This is a genomic window from Propionicimonas sp. (assembly GCF_049840635.1).
Lineage (GTDB): Bacteria > Actinomycetota > Actinomycetes > Propionibacteriales > Propionibacteriaceae > Propionicimonas.
In genome coordinates, this window is record NZ_JASGKL010000004.1 from 359,706 (window position 1) to 379,120 (window position 19,415).

The following is a 19,415-nucleotide window of genomic DNA, read 5'->3' on the forward strand; positions in this document are numbered from 1 at the left end:
CCGGGTCGTTCGCACGCGTGCCCCTGCCTGGGGGCCGGAAACGAATCTCCTGATCAATGCCCACGAGGAGTCGCAGCCGACCTCGTCGTTGTGCCATTGTGGAACCCGTCGACACCGACGTCCGTCAGAAGGAGACCCCCATGGCCACCCGCCAAGTCAGCATCGCCTCGTCCGTCGGTCTGCACGCGCGTCCCGCCTCGCTGTTCGTCCAGGCAGCCACGGCCACGGGCCTGCCGATCAAGATCGCCAAGGAGGGCGGCAACCCGGTGGACGCGCGCAGCATCCTGATGGTGATGGCGCTCGGTGCGAAGAACGGTGAGACCGTCACGCTCTCCGCCGAGGGGGAGGGCGCGGACGCCGCCCTCGACTCGCTGGTGGAGCTGCTCTCGCGCGACCTCGACGCGGAGTAGTCCGATGAGCGGTGACACCGAGCTGCACTCCACTTTCCACGGCATCGGTGTCAGCGCCGGCACCGCTGTCGGTCCGCTGGTGGTGGTGACGCCGCCCCCGAAGCCGCCGGCCGACGAGCCCGCGACGACGGACGCCGCCGCCGCCTCCGCGACCGTGCACGGCGTCCTGGAGGGCGTCGCGACCGGCCTGGAGGCCCGCGCGGCGGTGGCCAGTGACCACGCCCGCCCGATCCTCGAGGCCGGCGCCATGATGGCGCGCGACCCGGGGCTGGCGGCCGGCATCGACGGCCAGCTGCAGGCGGGCAAGGGTGTCACCACGGCCGTCACCGACGCCGTCGAGGAGATCTGCGCCATGTTCACCGCCCTGGGCGGCTACATGGCCGAGCGGGTCACCGACCTGCGCGACGTGCGCGACCGCGCGGTCGCCCGGCTGCTCGGCCAGCCCGAGCCGGGCGTCCCGACGCTCACCGAACCGTCGATCCTCGCCGCGCACGACCTCGCGCCGGCCGAGACCGCGACGCTCACCACCGATACCTGCCTGGGGATCATCACCGAGGCCGGCGGCCCGACCAGCCACACCGCGATCCTCGCGTCCCAGCTGGGTATTCCCGCCGTCGTGCAGGCCGCAGGGATCCTGAAGGTGCCCTCCGGCACCACCGTCGCGCTCGACGGCGGGGTGGGGGAGATCACGGTCAACCCGTCCGAGCAGGAGGTCGAACTGCTGGCCGAGCGCAAGCGGCGCAGGGCTGCCGCGCTCGCCGGTGGCACCGGCAACGGCGCGACCAAGGACGGCTACCCGGTCGCGCTGCTGGCCAACATCGGCACCGCCGCGGACGCCCACAAGGCCGCCGCGCAGCCCGTCGAGGGCGTCGGGCTGTTCCGCACCGAGTTCCTCTTCCTCGACCGCGACACCATGCCGACGCTGGAGGAGCAGACCGCGACCTACACCGAGGTCTTCACGGCCTTCGGTGACCGCCGCGTGGTCGTCCGCACCCTCGACGCGGGCGCGGACAAGCCCCTGAAGTTCGCCGACCTCGGCCCGGAGGAGAACCCGGCGCTCGGTCGGCGGGGGATTCGGCTCGGGATGATCCGGACCGACGTGCTGGACACCCAGTTGCAGGCGCTCGCCGCCGCCTACCAGGCGACCAAGGCCGACGTGCGGGTGATGGCGCCGATGATCGCCACGCAGGCCGAGGCCATGTGGTTCGCCGAGCGGGTGCGGGCGCTGGGCCTGCCGAAGGTCGGGATCATGATCGAGGTGCCGGCGGCGGCGATCCGCAGCAAGGGCATCCTCTACCACGTCGACTTCGCGTCCCTGGGCACCAACGACCTGTCGCAGTACACGATGGCGGCCGACCGGATGCAGGGCGAGCTCGCCGCCTTGCTCGACCCCTGGGAGCCGGCACTGCTGGACGTGGTCGCACTCGCGTGCGAGGGCGGCCAGCTGATGGGCAAGCCGATCGGCGTCTGCGGTGAGGCGGGCGGCGACCCCGCGCTGGCCCTCGTGCTCGCCGGGCTCGGTGTGTCCAGCCTTTCGATGGCTCCGGGCAAGGTGCCCGCCGTCCGGACGGCGCTCGGCCTGCACACGCTCACCCAGTGCCAGCAGATGGCCGCAGCGGCCCGGGCCGGCACGAACGCCGAGGAGGCCAAGTCGGCCGTGCTCGCGATGGCCGACCCCGTCCTGCGCGACCTGGTCTGACGGCGACGGAGGACTCCGCTACCGGGCGGAGTCCTTCAGCGTGCCGGTGACGCCCCCGGCGGCACTGCCGACCAGGCAGACGACCTCGCGGTCGGAGGCCTGCGTCCACGTCTCCTTCGTGGGCGTGAGCATGGTCAGGTCCAGCTTCGACTTGGCGGCCGTGACGCCGACGAAGCCGGTGAACGCGGCGTCGCACGCCTTCTCCGCCTCGGTGCGTACCACCGAGTCGCCCGGGTAGGCATCACCGGTCAGGGTCACGGACGCGAACGCCTCCCAGTAGTGCGCCTCGCCGCAGGGGAGCAGGTTCAGCGCGTCGGTGCTCTCCGTGGGGAGCTTGGCCAGGCAGTCCCCGACCCGCACTGAGTAGGTGTCGGTCGTCGTCGGCGCGGTGACCTGTCCCGCGCTGTCCCGGGCGCCCGGCGTGGACGCGCAGCCGCCGAGGGCCACCACGGCCAGTGCCGCGGCGACCACGCCGACGCGGACGGAGCCCATCACGCCTCGGCGGGGGCGAGCTCGATCGACACCTCCAGCGGCGCCGCACCGGACACCCACTCGATCGGGCTGGTGATCCGGCCCACCCCGCGCAGGTCGTCCTCCGCGGCGAACAGCCGGGCGAGCACCTCCTCGGGGCCGGTGAAGACGGCCTTGGTGACGGGCGTCTTCATCGAGACCTTCGCCTGGGACTTGGCGCCGCGGATCCCGATCAGGGACGCGGCCAGGTCGTCCAGCAGCGCGGGGTTGCCGCCGACGCTGAGCTCGCCCGGCGTGGGCCAGCTCGCGTGGTGCACCGAACCCTTGCGCCACCAGGACCACACCTCCTCGGTCACGAACGGGAGGAACGGCGCGAACAGCCGCAGCAGCACGCTGAGGGCGTCGCGGAGCGCGGCCCGCGCCGAGTCGCGGGCCGTCTCGGCGTCCTCACCATCCACGTCGGTGCCGTAGGCACGCTCCTTGACCAGTTCGAGGTAGTCATCGCAGAACTGCCAGAAGAACTTCTCCGCGACCTCGAGTGCGCTGGAGTAGTCGTAGGCGTCGAACGCAGCCGTCGCCTGCGCGACCACCTCGGACAGGGCGGCGAGCATCGCGAGGTCGACCGGCTCGGTCGGCAGGACACGCGGCGGGGTGTCCGCGGCGATGCCGAGGATGAACTTGCTGGCGTTCAGCACCTTCATCGCCAGCCGGCGGCCCACCTTCATCTGCGTCTCGTCGAAGGGGGAGTCCATGCCGGGGCGCGCCATCGCCGCGCGCCAGCGGACCGCGTCCGAGCCGAACCTGTCCAGGATGTCGGTCGGGACCACCACGTTGCCCTTGGACTTGCTCATCTTCTTGCGGTCGGGGTCGACGACGAAGCCGGAGATGGCGGCCAGTCGCCACGGCAGGCAGTCGTGCTCGAAGTGCGAGCGCACCACCCGCGAGAACAGCCAGGTGCGGATGATGTCGTGGGCCTGCGGCGCCATGTCCATCGGGAAGGTGAGCCGCCACAGCTCCTCGTCCCGCTCCCACCCGCACGCGAGCTGCGGGGTCAGCGAGGACGTGGCCCAGGTGTCCATCACGTCGGGGTCGCCGGTGAAACCGCCGGCAACGCCGCGCTGCGCCTCGGTGTAGCCGGGTGGGCACTGGCTGGACGGGTCGATCGGCAGCTCGTCCTCGCCGGGCAGGATCGGGTGCGCGTAGTCGGGCTCGCCCTCGGCGCCCAGCGGGTACCAGACCGGGAAGGGCACGCCGAAGAACCGCTGCCTGCTGATCAGCCAGTCGCCGTTCAGGCCGTTCACCCAGTTGGCGTAGCGGTGCCGCATGTGGTCGGGCACCCAGACGAGCTCCTCGCCGCGGGCCAGTAGCGCCTGCTTGAGGTCCTCGTCGCGGCCCCCGTTGCGGATGTACCACTGCCGGGTGGAGACGATCTCCAGCGGCTTGTCGCCCTTCTCGTAGAAGTTCGCCATCCGCTGGGTGGGCTTCGGCTCGCCGTCGAGGTCGCCGGACGCGCGCAGCAGCGCGACCATCGCCTCGCGGGCGCTGAACGTGGTCTTTCCGGCCAGCTCCGCGTAGGGGCCGGGGTTCACCAGCCACTCCGGCGTCTCCGCGTGGAGGCGGCCGTCGCGTCCGATCACCGTGCGGGTGGGCAGCCGCAGCTCCCGCCACCACTGCACGTCGGTGAGGTCGCCGAAGGTGCAGCACATCGCGATGCCGGCGCCCTTGTCGGGTTCGGCCGCAGGGTGGGCGAGCACCGGGATCTCCACGCCGAACACGGGCGAGGTCACGGTGGTGCCGAACAGGTGCGCGTAGCGCGCGTCGTCGGGGTGGGCGATCAGCGCGCACACGGCGGGGATCAGCTCGGGACGGGTCGTCTCGATGTGGATCGGCTCGCCGTCGGGGCGGTGGAACGCGACCCGGTGGTACGCGCCCGGGTAGTCGCGTGCCTCCAGCTCCGCCTGCGCCACGGCGGTCTGGAACGTGATGTCCCACAGCGTCGGCGCCTCGGAGAGGTAGGCCTCGCCGCGGCCGAGGTTGCGCAGGAACGCGCGCTGGGCGACCCGCTGCGCCTCGTCGGAGATCGTCGTGTACAGCGCCGTCCAGTCCACGCTCAGGCCCAGCGTCCGCCACAGGTTCTCGAACGCCTGCTCGTCGACCTCGGTCAGCTCGTGGCACAGCTCGACGAAGTTGCGCCTGCTGATCGGAAGCTGCCGCTTGGGGTCAGGGTTCTCCGGCGGCGTGAAGTCCGGGTCGTAGGGCAGGGACGGATCGCAGCGCACGCCGTAGAAGTTCTGGACGCGACGCTCGGTGGGCAGGCCGTTGTCGTCCCAGCCCATCGGGTAGAACACCTGCTTGCCGCGCATCCGCTGGTAGCGGGCGACCAGGTCGGTGTGGGTGTAGCTGAACACGTGGCCCACGTGCAGCGACCCGGACACGGTCGGCGGCGGGGTGTCGATGCTGAACACCTGCTCGCGGGACGCCGGACGCACGAACGCGTACGTGGCCTGGTCGCGCCAGATCGCCGACCACTTGGCCTCGAGGCCCTCCAGCACCGGGCGCTCCGGTACGCCGCCCGCGGCCGGGGACGGTGCGGGCGTGACGGTCTGGGGCTGCTCGGTCATGGGATGCATCTTATTGAGCGTGCCCGCGCACGCAGAATCCGCCACCCCCTGCGGCGCGGGGCCGAGCCGGGCTCAGCCCTTGGCGGCCTTCTCGATGATCTGCTTCAGGTCGTCGCCGCTCATGCCGGTGAACTCGCTGTTCGGGATCGCCTTGCCGTTGACGGTGAGCATCGGGGTCTCGGTCAGGCCGGCCTTCATCGCCGCGTCCTCCACGCCCTGCACGAACGCCTTCAGGTTCCCGTTGCTGTAGCAGGACCGGAACGCGGTCAGGTCGGCGCTGGCGATCCCCACCTTGTCGGGGATGGTCTGCAGGAACAGCTGGTCGGTGTAGGGGCCGTCCGCCGCCGCCTCCCAGATCGCCTCGTGGTACGCCTCGTAGTAGCCGACCACGTCCGCGCAGGCCGCGGCGAGGGCGGCCTTGTGCGACAGCCCGTCCGCGTTGCCCTGGTCGAGGAAGACCCGGGTGTGGTAGACGAGGGTGATGGCCTTGGTCTGGCCGAGGATGTTCAGGGCCGCGCCGAAACTGGAGTCGAACTGGTAGCAGCCCTTGCACTGGTAGTCGAAGTAGAGGCCGACCACGGGCGTGCCCTGGTTGGCGCTCACCACGATCCCGTCGCGGGCGTCGGTCGCGTTCGGCGGGTAGGGGAGGCCGGCCGTGGCGGACGCCGTCGCGTCCGCGGTCGTGCGCTGCGACTGCTGGACGAATACGACCGCCATCACCGCGATCAGGACGGCGGCCAGCACCAGCGATCCGGCGATGATGATCCGACGCAGCCGCGCCGCGCGCTGGTTGGCCAGCTGCGCCTCGCGCATCCGCTGGCGCTGGCTCTCTCCGGGCATGCGCCGAGCCTAGCCGGACTGTCCGCTCCCGCGGGTCAGGCGTTCTTGGTGATCAGGTCACCGAGCTGGTCGGGCGAGACACCGGCGATCGTGTTGATGGCCAGGTCCTTGCCGTTCACGTGGACGGTGGGGGTCGACACCTGCTTGTTGATCGCCAGCATGTCCTGCTGGCCCTTCTCGTTGGTCCCGTTCACGAACGCCTTGGTCGACTGGTTGTCGTAGCAGGACTGGAAGGTGGTGAGGTCGGCGCCCGTGATCCCGACCGTGGTGGGGATCGTCTCGCGGAGCACGGCGTCGGTGTACCCGGCGCCCTCGGTCGTGGGTTGGTTCTCGTAGATCGCGTCGTGGTAGGCGGAGTACTTCCCGACCACGTCCGCGCAGGCCGCGGCGATGCCGGCCCTGGTCGAGGCGTCGTTGTTCAGGTTCTGGTCGAGGAAGGTCATGTTGCGGTAGTGCAGCTCGATGTCGCCCGAGGCGGCGAGGCTGGTCAGGGCCGCGCCGTACGCGCTCTCGAACTGCTTGCAGACCGGGCACTGGTAGTCGAAGAACAGCTCGACGACGGGGGCGCCGTCCTTGGCCTTGCCGGGGTTCTGCACGATCGCCTTGCCGTCGGACGTGGCGTTGGGCGGCGTGATGGCGGCCGCGACCGACGCGGCGGTGTTGTTGCGCTGCTGGACGACCACGCCGACGATCACGCCCACGATCACCAGGGCGAGGACGGCGGCGCCGACACCGATGATCCTGGTCAGCCGCTGCTGCTTGGCCGCCGCGGCCTGGGCCTGGCGCAGCCGTTCGCGGTTGTTCTGGCTCATCTGGTGGGCTCCTTGTCGTCTTCTTCGATGGTGAGGGGGTCGTCGGCCGTGCCGAACAACCAGTTGTCGACCGCCCACGGCGACCTCGGTCGCCAGGCCGTCCACGCCCCGGCGAGCAGGAGGCCCGCGTCGCGGGCGATCTCGAGCGGGTACTGGGTCTGGGCCGCGTCGATCTCCCCGCCGCCGCCGAAGCAGCCGCAGTCGATCGAGATGCCGCGTGCCCACACCGAGGCGATGCCGATGATGAACGCGACCATCAGCAGCGACCCGATCACGGCCGATACCCGGGTGAACGTGCCGGTGATCAACAGCAGGCCGGTGGCGATCTCAATGATCGGCAGGGCCGACCCGACCGCCGCGGTCACCTCCCACGGGAGGAGCTGGTACAGCCGCACCGACTGGACGGACGCCTCCAGCCGGGTCACCTTCAGAAGGCCGGCGACGAGCAGCACACCGCCGAGGATGAGGCGGGTGGCGAGCGTCACCCACTCCGGCCAGGGACGCCGGAACGGCGCGGCGGCGGAGTCGGACACCGCGTCAGTATACCGAGCGCTCCCTGTGGACCCGATGGTCGGGGAGTGTGCCGTTAGGCTGGGCGCACCATGAGCCGAACCCATGCACAGATCGTCGCGGAACTGCAGGCCCGGTGGCCCGAGCACAGGGTGGCGCCCAGCCAGGCGCGCGTGCAGGCGCTCTGCGACCTGCTCGGCTCCCCCGAGCAGTCGTGCCCGGTCATCCTGATCGCCGGAACCAACGGCAAGGGCAGCACCGCCCTGATGATCGACTCGCTGCTGCGCTCGCTGGGTCTGCGGGTGGGCCGGTACGCGAGCCCGCACCTGGTCGACCTCACCGAGCGGATCAGCATCGACGGCGAACCGATCCCCGCCGACCGCTTCGACGAGCTGGTCGAGCAGGTCGCCCCGCTGGTCGAACTCGTCGACGACCAGCTGATCGACGGCGTCCGGATGACGTTCTTCGAGGTGATGACGGCCCTGGCGTACGCGGCCTTCGCGGACGCCCCGGTCGACGTCGCCGTCGTGGAGGTGGGGCTGGGCGGACGCTGGGACGCCACGAACATCGTGGCCGCGGACGTGGCCGTGGTCTGCCCGATCGACCTCGACCACACCCACCTGCTCGGCAACACCGTGGCGGAGATCGCCGCGGAGAAGGCGGGCATCATCAAGGCCGGATCGAAGGCGGTGCTCGCTGCGCAGCAGCCGGACGCGGCCCGCGTCCTGCTGGCCCGGTGCGCGGAGGTCGGCGCCGAAGTGATCCGCGAGGGCATGGAGTTCGGCCTGATCGACCGGACACCGGCCGTCGGCGGGCAGATCCTTCGCCTGGAGACGGCCGAGGGGCCGCTCGGCGACCTGGCGCTGCCGCTGTTCGGTGCGCACATGGCGCACAACGCCGCGCTGGCCGTGGCCGCGGCGGAGGCCTTCCTCGGTGGCAAGCCGCTGCCGGCGGAGGTGATCGCCGAGGGGCTGGAGCAGGTGAAGGCGCCGGGGCGGCTGGAGGTCGTCCGGCGGTCGCCGACGGTCGTGCTGGACACCTGCCACAACCCGCACGGCGCCCGCGCGACGATCGACGGCATCACCGAGGCGTTCGACTTCACCCCGCTGATCGGGGTGGTGGCAATGATGGCCGACAAGGACGTGGCCGGCGTGCTGTCGATCTTCGCCGAGGCGATGACGACGGTTGTCTGCACCACGATCGGCTCGACCAGCAGGGCGCTGCCCGCGTCCGGGCTGGCCGAACGCGCGGCGGAGGTGTTCGGTGCCGACCGGGTCGTGGTCGCGGCGTCCATGGCCGAGGCGATCGATGAGGCCGTCCGGCTGGCCGACGAGGCCGGACCGGGCGCCGGCGTGCTGGTCGCCGGCTCGGTGTACGCCGCCGGCGAGGCACGGGCCCTGCTCGTGCGGGACGCGGAGGAGTCGTGAAGCTGGAGACGTCCAACCCGATGGGGCGGGTGATGCTCAGCATCCTCGCGTTCGAGGCGATCGTCTTCGGGCTGGCGATCGCCGGCATGATCCAGGTCTCGGACGTCCCGGTGACCACGGCGTTCCTGCTCGGCGCCGGCGCGGCCGTGCTGGCCCTGCTGGCGGCCGCGATGCTGCGCACGCCCGCGGGCTACCCGCTCGGCTGGCTCACCCAGGTGGTCGCGATCGCCCTGGGCCTCGCCACCCCGATGATGTTCGCCGTCGGCGGCATGTTCGCGCTGCTGTGGGTGGTCTGCTTCGTCCTCGGCCGCCGCATCGAGACCACGCCCCCCGCCGGCCCGCCCGCCTGAGGCTCGGGGGCTGGTCATCCCGGACGTGTTCCGGGATCTCGCTTTCCCGCGGTGGTGAGATCCCGGCTTTCGCCGGGATGACAGGTTGGGGTCGGGGCGCCGTCCCTGTCATCCGACTTGATCCGGGATCTCGCTTTTCCGCGGTGGTGAGATCCCGGCTTTCGCCGGGATGACAAGGGGGGTGCCGGGATCTCGCTTTTCCGCGGGGGTGGGATCCCGGCTTTCGCCGGGATGACAGTGCTGCCGTCTGTGTCATCCCGGACTTGATCCGGGATCTTGCTTTCCCGCGGGTGTGAGATCCCGGCTTTCGCCGGGATGACAGGGGTGGGCTTTTCCCTCGCAGGTCGGCGCTGGTCGCGCCCGGGCTTCCTTGGTGGTGGCGGACGGTAGGGTGCGAGCCATGACCGATCTGCAGCGGACGCTCGTCCTGCTCAAGCCGGACGCCGTGCGCCGCGGCCTCGCCGGTGCCGTCCTCGCCCGCTACGAGGCGAAGGGGCTCGCCATCGTCGCGATGGACCTGCGCCACGCGGACGCAGCGATGGCCGACCGCCACTACGCCGACCACGTCGAGCAGCCCTGGTACCCGGGCCTGCGGGACTTCTTCACCAGCGGACCGCTGGTCGCCCTGGTCCTGGAGGGCCCGACCGTGATCGAGGTCGTGCGCCAGATGAACGGTGCGACCAACTCCGCGGTGGCCACGCCAGGAACGATCCGGGGCGACTACTCGGTCTCAAACCGGGAGAACCTCGTGCACGCGTCGGACTCGGAGGAGTCCGCGGCGAGGGAGATCGCGCTGTGGTTCCCGAACCTGGCCTGAACGACCCGCACGGCACGCCCGTCCCGCCCCAGCCCGCTGGCGCGCCCGGCGCCGGCTACCCGGGTTGGCCCGCGCCCGCCGCACCGTTCCCGCAGCAGCCGTTCCCGCAGCAGCAGGTCCCGTACCCCGCCGGGCCGCAGGGCCCCGTCCCGTACCCCTACGGCTATGCCCCCGGTCCCTGGCAAGCGGGCCCGCCGCCCAAGCCGTCCGCGCTGCCGACCGTGCCGCGGGAGTACCACGAGTTCTACCGGACGCCCCGCTTCCGCTGGTGGAAGCCCCTGGCGGCACTCGCCCTGTTCGCCGCGTCCGCGCTGATCGCGACCACCCTGTTCTCGATGCTGATCCTGATCGACGTCGCGAACGGCCGCATCGACCTCAACGACATGGCCTCGGGCAACATCACGACGACGCCCATGCTCTTCCTGGCGAACAACCTCGGCATCGCCGTCTGGGTGCCGCTCGCGCTGCTGTCGGGCTGGGCGGTGTTCGGGCAGCGTCCGAAGTGGCTCTCCTCGATCGCGGGCGGCTTCCGATGGCGGCTGTTCGGACGCTTCGCGCTGATCGCCTTCCTCGTGCTGGGGATCTCCACCGGCATCCAGGTTGCGCTCAGCGGTGGCGTCGGCGACCTGGCGTGGAACCCCGACTCGCTGTTCCTGATCCTCACGATCCTGCTCACCACGCCGTTCCAGTGCGCGGGGGAGGAGTACTCCCTGCGGGGTCTCGGCGCCCGCTGCATCGGGTCCTGGTTCAGCTGGCGGAGGGCGGGGCTGGCGGTCGCGACCGCCGTGACGTCCGTGGTCTTCATGCTGCTGCACGGCGCGGGCGACCCCTGGCTGAACGCCTTCTACCTGCTGTTCGCCGTGACCAGCTCCGTGCTGGTCTGGCGGACGGGCGGGCTCGAGGCCTCGATCGCCCTGCACGTGTGCAACAACATGATCAGCGAGGCGTTCATGCCGTTCACCGACATCAGCGGGCTCTTCAACCGGGAGGCAGGGACAGCCGGCCCCGAGACGCTGTGGCAGATGGCCGCGGTGTTGCTGGTGGCCGGCCTGATGCTGTGGCAGGCACGGAAGCTGAAGCTCCAGCGGAAGGCGGCCCCCGCAGCCCCGGCAGCGATGGCCGCGCCCGCCACGCCGCGGTGAGGATCCTTCCTTCCCGACGCGAGGTATGGTGGAAGTCTTCGACACGATCGCTTGACAAGGGCGTGAGATGACCAACGACGTGATGAACAGGCTCGATGCGGGCACGGCCCTGAAGTGGTTGCGGGCGCAGGTGCGGCCGCGATCGGGGCGCATCCTCATCGGGGTGGACGGCGTCGACGGCGCCGGCAAGACCACCTTCGCCGACGAACTCGCCGACCTCCTGCGCGAGTCCGGGGCCGAGGTGATCCGGATCTCGATGGACCACTACCTCAACCCGCAGTCGAAGCGGTACGCGCAGGGCAGGGCGTCCGCCAAGGGGTACTTCGAGGACAGCTACGACTACGAGCGGTTCACCGCCGAGGTGCTGGAGCCCCTCGGGCACGGCGGTTCGGGCCGGTACCGGACGGCCGCCTACGACCTCGACTCGGAGTCGGAGGTGCGCTCGCCGTGGCGGATCGCGCCGGACGACGCCGTGGTGGTGATCGACGGGATGTTCATCCACCGCGACGAGCTGTGTGCCAGCCGCAAGAAGAAGGTCTGGGACTTCTCGGTGTGGCTCGAGGTGCCTTTCGAGGAGTCCTTCCACCGCATGGCCGAGCGGCAGGGCAAGATCGTCGACGACCCGGAGGACCCGCGCAACGCGCGCTACTACCAGGGCCAGCTGATCTACCTGCAGAAGTGCGACCCCGCGACCAGGGCGGACATCGTCGTGGAGAACGTCGCCCCGCACTCGCCCGTCATCGACTGAGTCCTCGGTGGGGGGCTCGCCGGATCCGGCGGCGCTCGCTGCGTCCCTGATCGCCCGGCTGGAGGCTTTGCGCAATCCCGCGAACGTGGCGGGCATGGCCCGGTACGGGATCAACCCCGAGGGCACCCTCGGCGTGCCGGTGGCCGTGCTGCGGGAGATCGCGAAGGAGCAGCGTCCGCTGCGCCGGGACGAGCCCGCAGCCGCGCACTCCGTCGCCGCCCGGCTGTGGGACTCGGGCGTCCACGAGGCGCGCATCCTCGCCGGACTGATCGAGGTCCCTGCGCTGGTGACCCGCGGCCAGGCCGACGCCTGGGCGTCCGACCTCGACTCCTGGGACGTGTGCGACCAACTCTGCTCGTTGTTCGCGGCCACCGGCTTCGCCTACGAACTGGTCGCCGACTGGACGGTCGCGGAGGAGCTCTTCGTCAAGCGGGCCGGCTTCGTCGTCGCGTGCGCCCTCGCCGTCCACGACAAGAAGGCGGACGACCGGGCGATCCTCGACTTCCTCGTCCCGGTGGAGCGAGAGGCCACCGACGGGCGCCCGTACGTGAAGAAGGCGGTGAACTGGACGCTGCGCCAGGTCGGCAAGCGGTCTCCCGCGTGCCACACGGCCGCTCTCGCGTCCGCCGAGCGCATCCTCGCCGCCCATCCCGACTCCGCCGCAGCCCGCTGGATCGCCCGCGACGCCCTGCGCGAACTGCGCAGCGACCCCGTGCTGCGCAGGGTCGCGCAGCGGCGGGCAAGTGCGTAGTCCTGCGGGTTCGGCGCCGCCGGGGGCATTGATTAGGCTTGTCAGATCATGACGATGACGATCGAATCGCTCTACCCGCGCCTGGAGCCCCTGCTCGCCCAGGTCAGTAAGCCCGTGCAGTACACCGGTGGCGAGGTGAACTCCTTCAGCAAGGACTTCGCCGACGTCGAGGTGCGCTGGGCGCTGATGTACCCGGACGCGTACGAGGTCGGCCAGCCGAACCAGGGCCTGGCGATCCTCTACGAACTGCTCAACGAGCGCGACTGGATGCTGGCCGAGCGCACGTTCTCGATCTGGCCGGACCTCGCCAAGCTCATGCGCGCGAACGGCCTCCCGCAGTTCACGCTGGAAAGCCACCTGCCGGTGCGGGCCTTCGACGTGCTCGGGGTGAGCTTCTCCACCGAGCTGGGCTACACCAACCTGCTGGAGGCCGTCGACCTCGCCGGCATGGCGCTGCACGCCGTCGACAGGGGCGAGGACGAGCCGATCGTGGTCGCGGGCGGCCACGCGGCGTTCAACCCCGAGCCGATCGCCGATTTCATCGACGCGGCGGTGCTCGGCGACGGCGAGGAGGCGGCGCTCATCGTCTCCGAGATCGTGCGCGAGTGGAAGGCGTCCGGACGGCCCGGCGGCCGGCGCGGGCTGCTGCTGCGGCTGGCCGCGTCCGGAGTCGCCTACGTCCCGTCCCTCTACGACGTCACCTACGGCGAAGACGGAGCGATCGCGTCCGTCGTGGCCAACACGCCGGGCGTGCCGGCGAAGGTGGCCAAGCACACGCTGATGGAGCTGGACGAGTGGCCGTACCCGGCCCGTCCGATCGTGCCGCTGGCCGAGACCGTCCACGAGCGCTACTCGGTGGAGATCTTCCGCGGCTGCACGCGCGGGTGCCGGTTCTGCCAGGCCGGCATGATCACGCGTCCGGTGCGGGAACGGAACATCGAGACGATCGGGAAGATGGTCGAGGGCGGCATCGCCGCGACCGGCCTCGACGAGGTCGGCCTGCTCAGCCTCTCCAGCGCCGACCACTCCGAGATCGGTCCGGTCACCAAGCAACTCGCCGATCGCTACGAGGGCAGCTTCGTCTCGCTGTCGCTGCCCAGCACGCGGGTGGACGCGTTCAACATCGACCTCGCCAACGAGCTGAGCCGCAACGGTCGCCGCTCGGGCCTCACGTTCGCCCCGGAGGGCGGGTCGGAGCGGATGCGCAAGGTGATCAACAAGATGGTCAGCGAGGACGACCTGATCAACACGATCACCGCGGCGTTCAGCCAGGGCTGGCGGCAGGTGAAGCTCTACTTCATGTGCGGCCTGCCGACCGAGACCGACGAGGACGTGCTGGGCATCGCCGACATGGCCGCCCACGTGATCGAGGCCGGACGCAGGGCCGCCGGCACCCGCGACATCCGCTGCACGATCAGCATCGGCGGGTTCGTCCCCAAGCCGCACACGCCGTTCCAGTGGGTGGCGCAGGCCGACCCGGAGACGATCGACAACCGGTTGCGGTTGCTGAAGGAGAAGATCCGCAACGACCGCCGCTACGGCAGGGCGATCGGCATGCGCTACCACGACGGCAAGCCCGGCCTGGTCGAGGGCCTGCTCAGCCGCGGCGACCGCCGCGTGGGCCGGGTCATCGAGGAGGTCTGGCGGGACGGCGGCGTCCTCGACGGGTGGAGCGAGCACTTCTCCTACGACCGCTGGAGCGCGGCGGCCGAGCGGGCGCTCGCCCCGTTCGGGGTGGACATCTGGTGGTTCACCACCCGGGAGCGCCCGCAGGGCGAGATCCTGCCGTGGGACCACCTCGACGCCGGCCTCGACCGGGACTGGCTGTGGCAGGACTACCAGGACGCCGTCCTCGGCGCGGAGGTGGAGGACTGCCGCTGGTCGGGCTGCTACGACTGCGGGGTCTGCCCCGAGTTCGGCACCGAGATCCAGATCGGCCCCACCGGCCGCTCGCTGCTCCCGCTGACGGTGGTGCCCCGCAAGGTCGGCTGACCGGCGCCCGCGACCACGCGGGACGTGGCACTCTGGGTGAGTGGGCATCGTGAGCAGGGTCGTCGCCGGGGCCGTGGCTGTGGCGCTGGGCGTCCTGCTGGCCGCGCCCGCGCCGTCCGCGGTCGCCGCGACGAAGGTGCCGGGCTCGTTCGTGGTCCGCGGCTCGGGTGCAGGCCACGGCGTCGGGATGTCGCAGTACGGCGCCTACCAGCTCTCCCGCGCCGGTGACAGCGCGTCCGACATCATCTCCTTCTACTACCCGGGCGCTGCGGTGGCGACGGCCACCAACAACCCGCGCACGATCAAGGTGCAGGTGCTGGGGCCCACCCCGGACGACCGCAAGAAGGCGACCCTCACGGTGAGCGGACGGTTCACCCTCACCGACGGCTCCGGAACGGCGGTCGGCAGCTTCACGGCGGGCAAGGCCACGCTCAAGGTCTCCGGCTCCAAGGTCGCGGCCACGATCGGGAAGAAGACCGTCAAGGCGGCCCGGCTGGTGATCGCGACGTCCGGGGTCGCCACCCTGTCCGGGGCGCAGGGCAGCTACCACGCGGGCACCCTCCAGGCGACGGTGATCGGCAAGCGCCTGAACGTGGTGAACCAGGTCGCGATGAACACCGACTACCTCTACGGGCTGGACGAGATGCCCGCGTCCTGGGGGACCGCCGGTGGTGCGGCAGCGCTCCAGGCGCAGGCGATCGTCGCCCGCAGCTGGGTGATCACGCAGATCCTCTCCCACCTCGACCCGTCCGAGCAGCCCGCGGACGCGGGCAGGGCGGCCTGCGACTGCCACGTCTACGACGACCAGCGCAGCCAGAACTACACCGGCTGGAAGAAGGCGGGCAAGAAGGCGAACCAGCCGTGGCTCGACGCCGTGGACGCGACCGTCCACGGCACCACTGTCGACGTGGTCCGTCCGGCGGGCAGCCCGGGCGAGATCGCGGAGACGCCGTACTTCGCGTCCACCGGCTGGGCGTCGGGGGCGGGCACCGGATCGAACGCAGACGTGTTCGGCACCGCGTCGATCAGCTACCTGTCCGGTGTCGTCGACCCGTACTCCGCGCAGGCCCCCGCGAACCCCTACCGCAGCTGGAAGCGGACGCTGAGCCAGGCAAAGGTGGCGAAGCTCTTCGGCGTGGAGAAGGTGGTCTCGATCCAGATCCTGACGACCTACGAGGGCGGTCTGGTCGAGTCGCTGACCGCGACGACGGCGAGTGGCGCCACGAAGACGCTGACGAAGACGTCGGCCGCGTGGACGAGCGCGCTCGGCGTCCCCGCCCCCTGGCTGACCTCGATCACCGCGAAGTAGCGACGCCGGTCTCCCGGGAAGGGGGCCGGTTCGTTAGCGTGGCGTCATGGGGGACGAGGCGGTCGGCTGGCGGCGGTGGGCGCCGGGGCTCGCCGTGCTCCGCGACTACGACCGCGCCTGGCTGCGCGGGGACCTCGTCGCGGGGGTGACGGTGGCGGCGTACCTCGTGCCGCAGGTGATGGCGTACGCGGAGATCGTCGGGCTCGCGCCGGTCTCGGGGCTGTGGGCGGTGCTGGTGCCGATGGCCCTGTACGCCGTGCTCGGCAGTTCCCGCCAGCTGTCCGTCGGCCCGGAGTCCACCACCGCGCTGATGACAGCGGCCGCGATCGCAGCCCTGGCCGGGTCGGTGGCGGGCCCGCGGCGGGCGGAAGTGGCCGGTCTGGTGGCGATCACGGTGGGCCTGGTGTGCCTGCTCGGGTGGCTCGCCCGGCTCGGCTTCATCGCGCGCCTGCTGTCGAAGCCGGTCCTCGTGGGCTACATGGCCGGTACCGGCGTGCTCATGGTCGTCAGCCAGTACGGCACCCTCACCGGGCTGCAGGTCACCGGCGACGGCCCGTGGGCGCGGACCGCCTCGCTCGTCGCGCAGGCCGGCGCCGTCCACGTCCCCACGCTCGCGCTCGGCGTCGGGGTCGCCCTCGTGCTGTTCGGGCTGCGCCGGTGGGCGCCGAGCTGGCCGGGCGCGCTGCTGGTCATGCTCGCGGCCGCGGCGCTGGTGGCGCTCGGCGGGGCGGCCTTCGCCGGCGTCGCCGTGATCGGTGCCGTGCCCACGGAGCTGCCCCGGCCCGTCCTGCCGAATCCCGCTGGCGTCGACCTGGTGCAGCTCGCCCTCGCGGGCGTCGGGATCGCGGTCGTCGGCTACAGCGACGTGATCCTCACCGGACGGGCGTTCGCCGCGCGCCGCGGCGAGCGGGTGGACGCGAACCGCGAACTGCTGGCGATGGGAACGGCGAACATCGCGAACGGCTTCTTCGTCGGCTTCCCGGTCTCCTCGTCCGCCAGCCGCACGGTGATCGGGGACGCGGCGGGCAGCCGGACGCAACTGCACTCGCTGGTCGCGGCTGTGACGGTCGTGGCATCCATCTTCGTGTTCTCGCCGGTTCTCGCCGCCTTCCCGCGGGCGGCGCTGGGAGGCATCGTGCTCTACGCCGGCCTGCGCCTGGTGGACGTGCCGGAGTTCCGTCGGCTGGCCCGGTTCCGGCTGAGCGAACTGCTGCTGGCACTGATCACGTTCGCCGCCGTGCTCGTCACCGGCCTGCTCTACGGCATCGGCATCGCCGTCGCGCTCTCGCTGCTCGACCTGATCCGGCGGATCGCGCACCCGCACGACGGCGTGCTCGGCTACGTCCCCGGCATGGCCGGCATGCACGACGTGGAGGACTATCCGCGCGCCAGCCAGGTGCCGGGCCTCGTGGTCTACCGCTACGACTCCCCGCTGTTCTTCGCCAACGCCGACGACTTCCTCGTCCGCGCGCTGCTCGCTGTCCGGGAGGCCGATCCGCCGGCCCGCTGGTTCGTCCTGAACGCCGAGGCGAACGTCGAGGTCGACCTCACCGCCGTGGACACGCTCGCCCAACTCCGCGACACGCTCGCTGCCGACGGCGTCGAGTTCGCCCTCGCCAGGGTGAAGTGGGAGGTCAGGGAACAGCTGGAGGCGGCGGGATTCGTCGACGCGGTCGGGGACGACCGCATCTTCGCGACCCTTCCGACCGCGGTGGCCGCCTTCGCGGACTGGCACGAGGCAGAGTACGGACACCGCCCGCCGGGTATTCCCGAGGCCAACGGCCACTGAGGAGAGGAACCACCATGCCGCTGGGCTTCCAGGTGACGATCGACTGCGCGGACCCGCACGTGCTCGCCGACTGGTGGGCGGAGACGCTCGGCTGGCCCGCCGAGCCCACCGACGAGGAGTTCATTCGCCGCATGATCGCCGAGGGCCACGCGTCACAGGCCGACACCCGGACCTACCGGGGCAAGCTGGTCTGGGCCGAGGGTCAGGCCATTTCGCTGCCGGACGCGCCGGACGGTGCGCCGTGCACGCGGGTGCTGTTCATGGCGGTGCCGGAGCCGAAGGCGGTCAAGAACCGCGTCCACCTCGACGTCCGCGCGACGAAGGACGGTGCCGACCTCGACAGCGTCCGCGACGACCTCATCGCCCGCGGGGCCACGTTTCTGTGGGAGGAGTCCCAGGGGCCGCACCGCTGGTACACGATGGCCGACCCGGAGGGCAACGAGTTCTGCGTCACCTGACGCCGTGGAACGGGGTCACGGCAACGGGCGGACGTAGGCGAGCAGCGTGAGGTCCGGTCGGGGCGACCACGAGAGCTCGGGTGCCTCGGTGAAGCCGAGCCTCGCGTAGAGGCGGTGCGCGGACGCCATCCAGGGAGAGGTCGAGATCACGACCCTGGTGTGCCCGGCCTCCACCGAGCGGGCGAGGCAGCGCCGCACCAGCGCCTCGCCGACGCCGCGTCCCCGGGCGGACGGGGAGACGGCGAGCATGCGGAACTCGCCCTCGCCGGGACCGGCGAGCTCCCGGTAGGACGAACCGGCGGGGCACCAGGTGACCGTGCCGAGCAGGGTTGCGTCCGGGTCGGCCGCGACCCACACCTCGGCGTGCGCCGCGCGGTCGGCCGCGTCGCGCAGGACGGCCACGTAGGGATCGTCGGCCGCCATCCCGCCCGGGGTGACGTACGCGGCTGCGGTCAGCGCTCCCACCGACTCGAGTTCGTGCGGAAGGGCCGGGCGTACGGACATCACGGGGTCAGACTAGCCACGTAGGATGCTCGGTCGTGACGCCCTCCCGACAGCCAGAGCAGCAGGCTCCGCCCGTCCAGCGGCTGCGTGTGCAGTACGCGAAACGCGGACGCGCCCGGTTCGCGTCCCACCGCGACTTCGGACGGGCCTTCGAGCGGGCCCTGCGGCGCGCGGGCGTCCCGATGGCCTTCTCCTCGGGCTTCTCGCCGCACCCGCGGATCAGCTACGCGAACGCCGCGCCCACCGGCGCGGCGACCGAAGCCGAGTACCTCGAGCTCGGCCTGGCCGCCGTCCTCGACCCCGATCGGGTGAAGGACGCGCTGAACGCCGCCATGCCGGACGGCCTGGTCGTCGTCCGCGTCGTGGAGGCCCAGCCGGGGGCCCTGGCCGACCGGCTGACCGCCTCCCGCTGGGAGATCACGCTGCCGGGGGTCGACTCCGCGGAGCTGGCGGCCGGCGTGGCCGACCTGCTCGCGACCGGGCAGATCGAGGTGGAGCGGATGACCAAGACCGGCCTGCGCCGCTTCGACGTCCGTCCCGCGGTGATCGCCCTGTCGGCGCAGGAGGACCGGCTGGACCTGGTCTCCGCGATCGGGCAGCCGCTGGTGCGCCCCGACGACGTCGTCCAGGCCCTGCAGCAGCTGCGCCCCACGCTGCGGACGCCGACCCCCGCCCTGCTGAACCGGCTCGAGCACGGCAACTGGGACGGGACGCGGATCCTCGACCCGCTGGCCTGAACCGGCGCGACGCGCAGGGCCGTCGCGC

General features: G+C 71.6%; 19 protein-coding genes. 13 read left to right on the plus strand and 6 right to left on the minus strand.

Translation table 11 applies throughout. From position 1 onward, the window contains the following. Positions 1 to 140: 140 nt before the first annotated feature. The gene (locus QM779_RS01895) at positions 141 to 410 is read left to right on the plus strand and encodes an HPr family phosphocarrier protein (RefSeq protein ID WP_428530771.1); all 270 of its coding nucleotides are present in this window, start codon (positions 141 to 143) and stop codon (positions 408 to 410) included. Between the two features lie 4 nt (positions 411 to 414). Continuing rightward, positions 415 to 2,109 (plus strand): phosphoenolpyruvate--protein phosphotransferase, encoded by a 1,695-nt coding sequence (ptsP, locus tag QM779_RS01900; RefSeq protein WP_428530774.1) that lies wholly within the window; start codon positions 415 to 417, stop codon positions 2,107 to 2,109. A gap of 18 nt (positions 2,110 to 2,127) precedes the next feature. Here the strand turns inward: ptsP and QM779_RS01905 are convergent, their stop codons facing one another. The 5 genes from QM779_RS01905 to QM779_RS01925 all read right to left on the minus strand — a co-directional run bounded on the left by QM779_RS01905 (position 2,128) and on the right by QM779_RS01925 (position 7,386). After that, positions 2,128 to 2,601 carry a septum formation family protein gene (locus QM779_RS01905; protein WP_428530777.1) on the minus strand — a complete coding sequence of 158 codons (474 nt, stop codon included), beginning with the start codon at positions 2,599 to 2,601 and terminating at the stop codon, positions 2,128 to 2,130. After that, a complete protein-coding gene (gene valS, locus QM779_RS01910; RefSeq protein WP_428530780.1) occupies positions 2,601 to 5,201 on the minus strand; it encodes a valine--tRNA ligase in 2,601 nt (866 codons plus the stop codon). Before valS ends, QM779_RS01905 begins: the two co-directional genes overlap by 1 nt. 72 nt (positions 5,202 to 5,273) lie before the next feature. Further along, positions 5,274 to 6,041, minus strand: coding sequence for a DsbA family protein (locus tag QM779_RS01915; protein ID WP_428530782.1), 768 nt, complete (start codon positions 6,039 to 6,041; stop codon positions 5,274 to 5,276). Positions 6,042 to 6,076: 35 nt separating this feature from the next. Next, complete coding sequence (locus tag QM779_RS01920; RefSeq protein ID WP_428530785.1) at positions 6,077 to 6,853, minus strand: thioredoxin domain-containing protein; 777 nt, start codon at positions 6,851 to 6,853, stop codon at positions 6,077 to 6,079. After that, the gene (locus tag QM779_RS01925) at positions 6,850 to 7,386 is read right to left on the minus strand and encodes a DoxX family protein (RefSeq protein ID WP_428530788.1); all 537 of its coding nucleotides are present in this window, start codon (positions 7,384 to 7,386) and stop codon (positions 6,850 to 6,852) included. Before QM779_RS01925 ends, QM779_RS01920 begins: the two co-directional genes overlap by 4 nt. A 69-nt stretch (positions 7,387 to 7,455) precedes the next feature. On the opposite strand from QM779_RS01925, the gene QM779_RS01930 reads away from it, so the two are divergent. From QM779_RS01930 to QM779_RS01975, 10 genes are all read left to right on the plus strand, one after another. Then, positions 7,456 to 8,790, plus strand: a complete 1,335-nt coding sequence (locus QM779_RS01930) for a bifunctional folylpolyglutamate synthase/dihydrofolate synthase (RefSeq protein WP_428530791.1) — start codon at positions 7,456 to 7,458, stop codon at positions 8,788 to 8,790. Continuing rightward, positions 8,787 to 9,140, plus strand: a complete 354-nt coding sequence (locus tag QM779_RS01935) for a DUF4233 domain-containing protein (protein ID WP_428530794.1) — start codon at positions 8,787 to 8,789, stop codon at positions 9,138 to 9,140. Before QM779_RS01930 ends, QM779_RS01935 begins: the two co-directional genes overlap by 4 nt. A gap of 400 nt (positions 9,141 to 9,540) precedes the next feature. Then, positions 9,541 to 9,957, plus strand: a complete 417-nt coding sequence (gene ndk, locus QM779_RS01940) for a nucleoside-diphosphate kinase (RefSeq protein WP_428530797.1) — start codon at positions 9,541 to 9,543, stop codon at positions 9,955 to 9,957. Then, positions 9,936 to 11,099, plus strand: coding sequence for a lysostaphin resistance A-like protein (locus QM779_RS01945; protein WP_428530800.1), 1,164 nt, complete (start codon positions 9,936 to 9,938; stop codon positions 11,097 to 11,099). Before ndk ends, QM779_RS01945 begins: the two co-directional genes overlap by 22 nt. A gap of 67 nt (positions 11,100 to 11,166) precedes the next feature. Beyond that, positions 11,167 to 11,847, plus strand: coding sequence for a uridine kinase (locus QM779_RS01950; RefSeq protein WP_428530803.1), 681 nt, complete (start codon positions 11,167 to 11,169; stop codon positions 11,845 to 11,847). 7 nt (positions 11,848 to 11,854) lie between these two features. Next, positions 11,855 to 12,598 carry a DNA alkylation repair protein gene (locus QM779_RS01955; protein WP_428530806.1) on the plus strand — a complete coding sequence of 248 codons (744 nt, stop codon included), beginning with the start codon at positions 11,855 to 11,857 and terminating at the stop codon, positions 12,596 to 12,598. Between the two features lie 54 nt (positions 12,599 to 12,652). Further along, positions 12,653 to 14,590 carry a TIGR03960 family B12-binding radical SAM protein gene (locus tag QM779_RS01960; protein ID WP_428533027.1) on the plus strand — a complete coding sequence of 646 codons (1,938 nt, stop codon included), beginning with the start codon at positions 12,653 to 12,655 and terminating at the stop codon, positions 14,588 to 14,590. Between the two features lie 40 nt (positions 14,591 to 14,630). Continuing rightward, the gene (locus QM779_RS01965; RefSeq protein ID WP_428530809.1) at positions 14,631 to 15,899 is read left to right on the plus strand and encodes a SpoIID/LytB domain-containing protein; all 1,269 of its coding nucleotides are present in this window, start codon (positions 14,631 to 14,633) and stop codon (positions 15,897 to 15,899) included. A 46-nt stretch (positions 15,900 to 15,945) separates the two neighbouring features. Beyond that, entirely contained in the window at positions 15,946 to 17,688 is a 1,743-nt protein-coding gene (locus tag QM779_RS01970) for a SulP family inorganic anion transporter (protein WP_428530812.1), read from the plus strand. Between the two features lie 14 nt (positions 17,689 to 17,702). Further along, positions 17,703 to 18,146, plus strand: a complete 444-nt coding sequence (locus tag QM779_RS01975) for a VOC family protein (protein ID WP_428530815.1) — start codon at positions 17,703 to 17,705, stop codon at positions 18,144 to 18,146. Positions 18,147 to 18,161: 15 nt separating this feature from the next. Here QM779_RS01975 and QM779_RS01980 read toward each other — a convergent pair whose 3' ends face one another. Beyond that, positions 18,162 to 18,650 (minus strand): GNAT family N-acetyltransferase, encoded by a 489-nt coding sequence (locus QM779_RS01980; protein ID WP_428533030.1) that lies wholly within the window; start codon positions 18,648 to 18,650, stop codon positions 18,162 to 18,164. Positions 18,651 to 18,685: 35 nt separating this feature from the next. Between QM779_RS01980 and QM779_RS01985 the strand changes: the two genes are divergently transcribed. Beyond that, positions 18,686 to 19,387, plus strand: a complete 702-nt coding sequence (locus QM779_RS01985) for a TIGR03936 family radical SAM-associated protein (RefSeq protein WP_428530818.1) — start codon at positions 18,686 to 18,688, stop codon at positions 19,385 to 19,387. Positions 19,388 to 19,415: the final 28 nt, after the last annotated feature.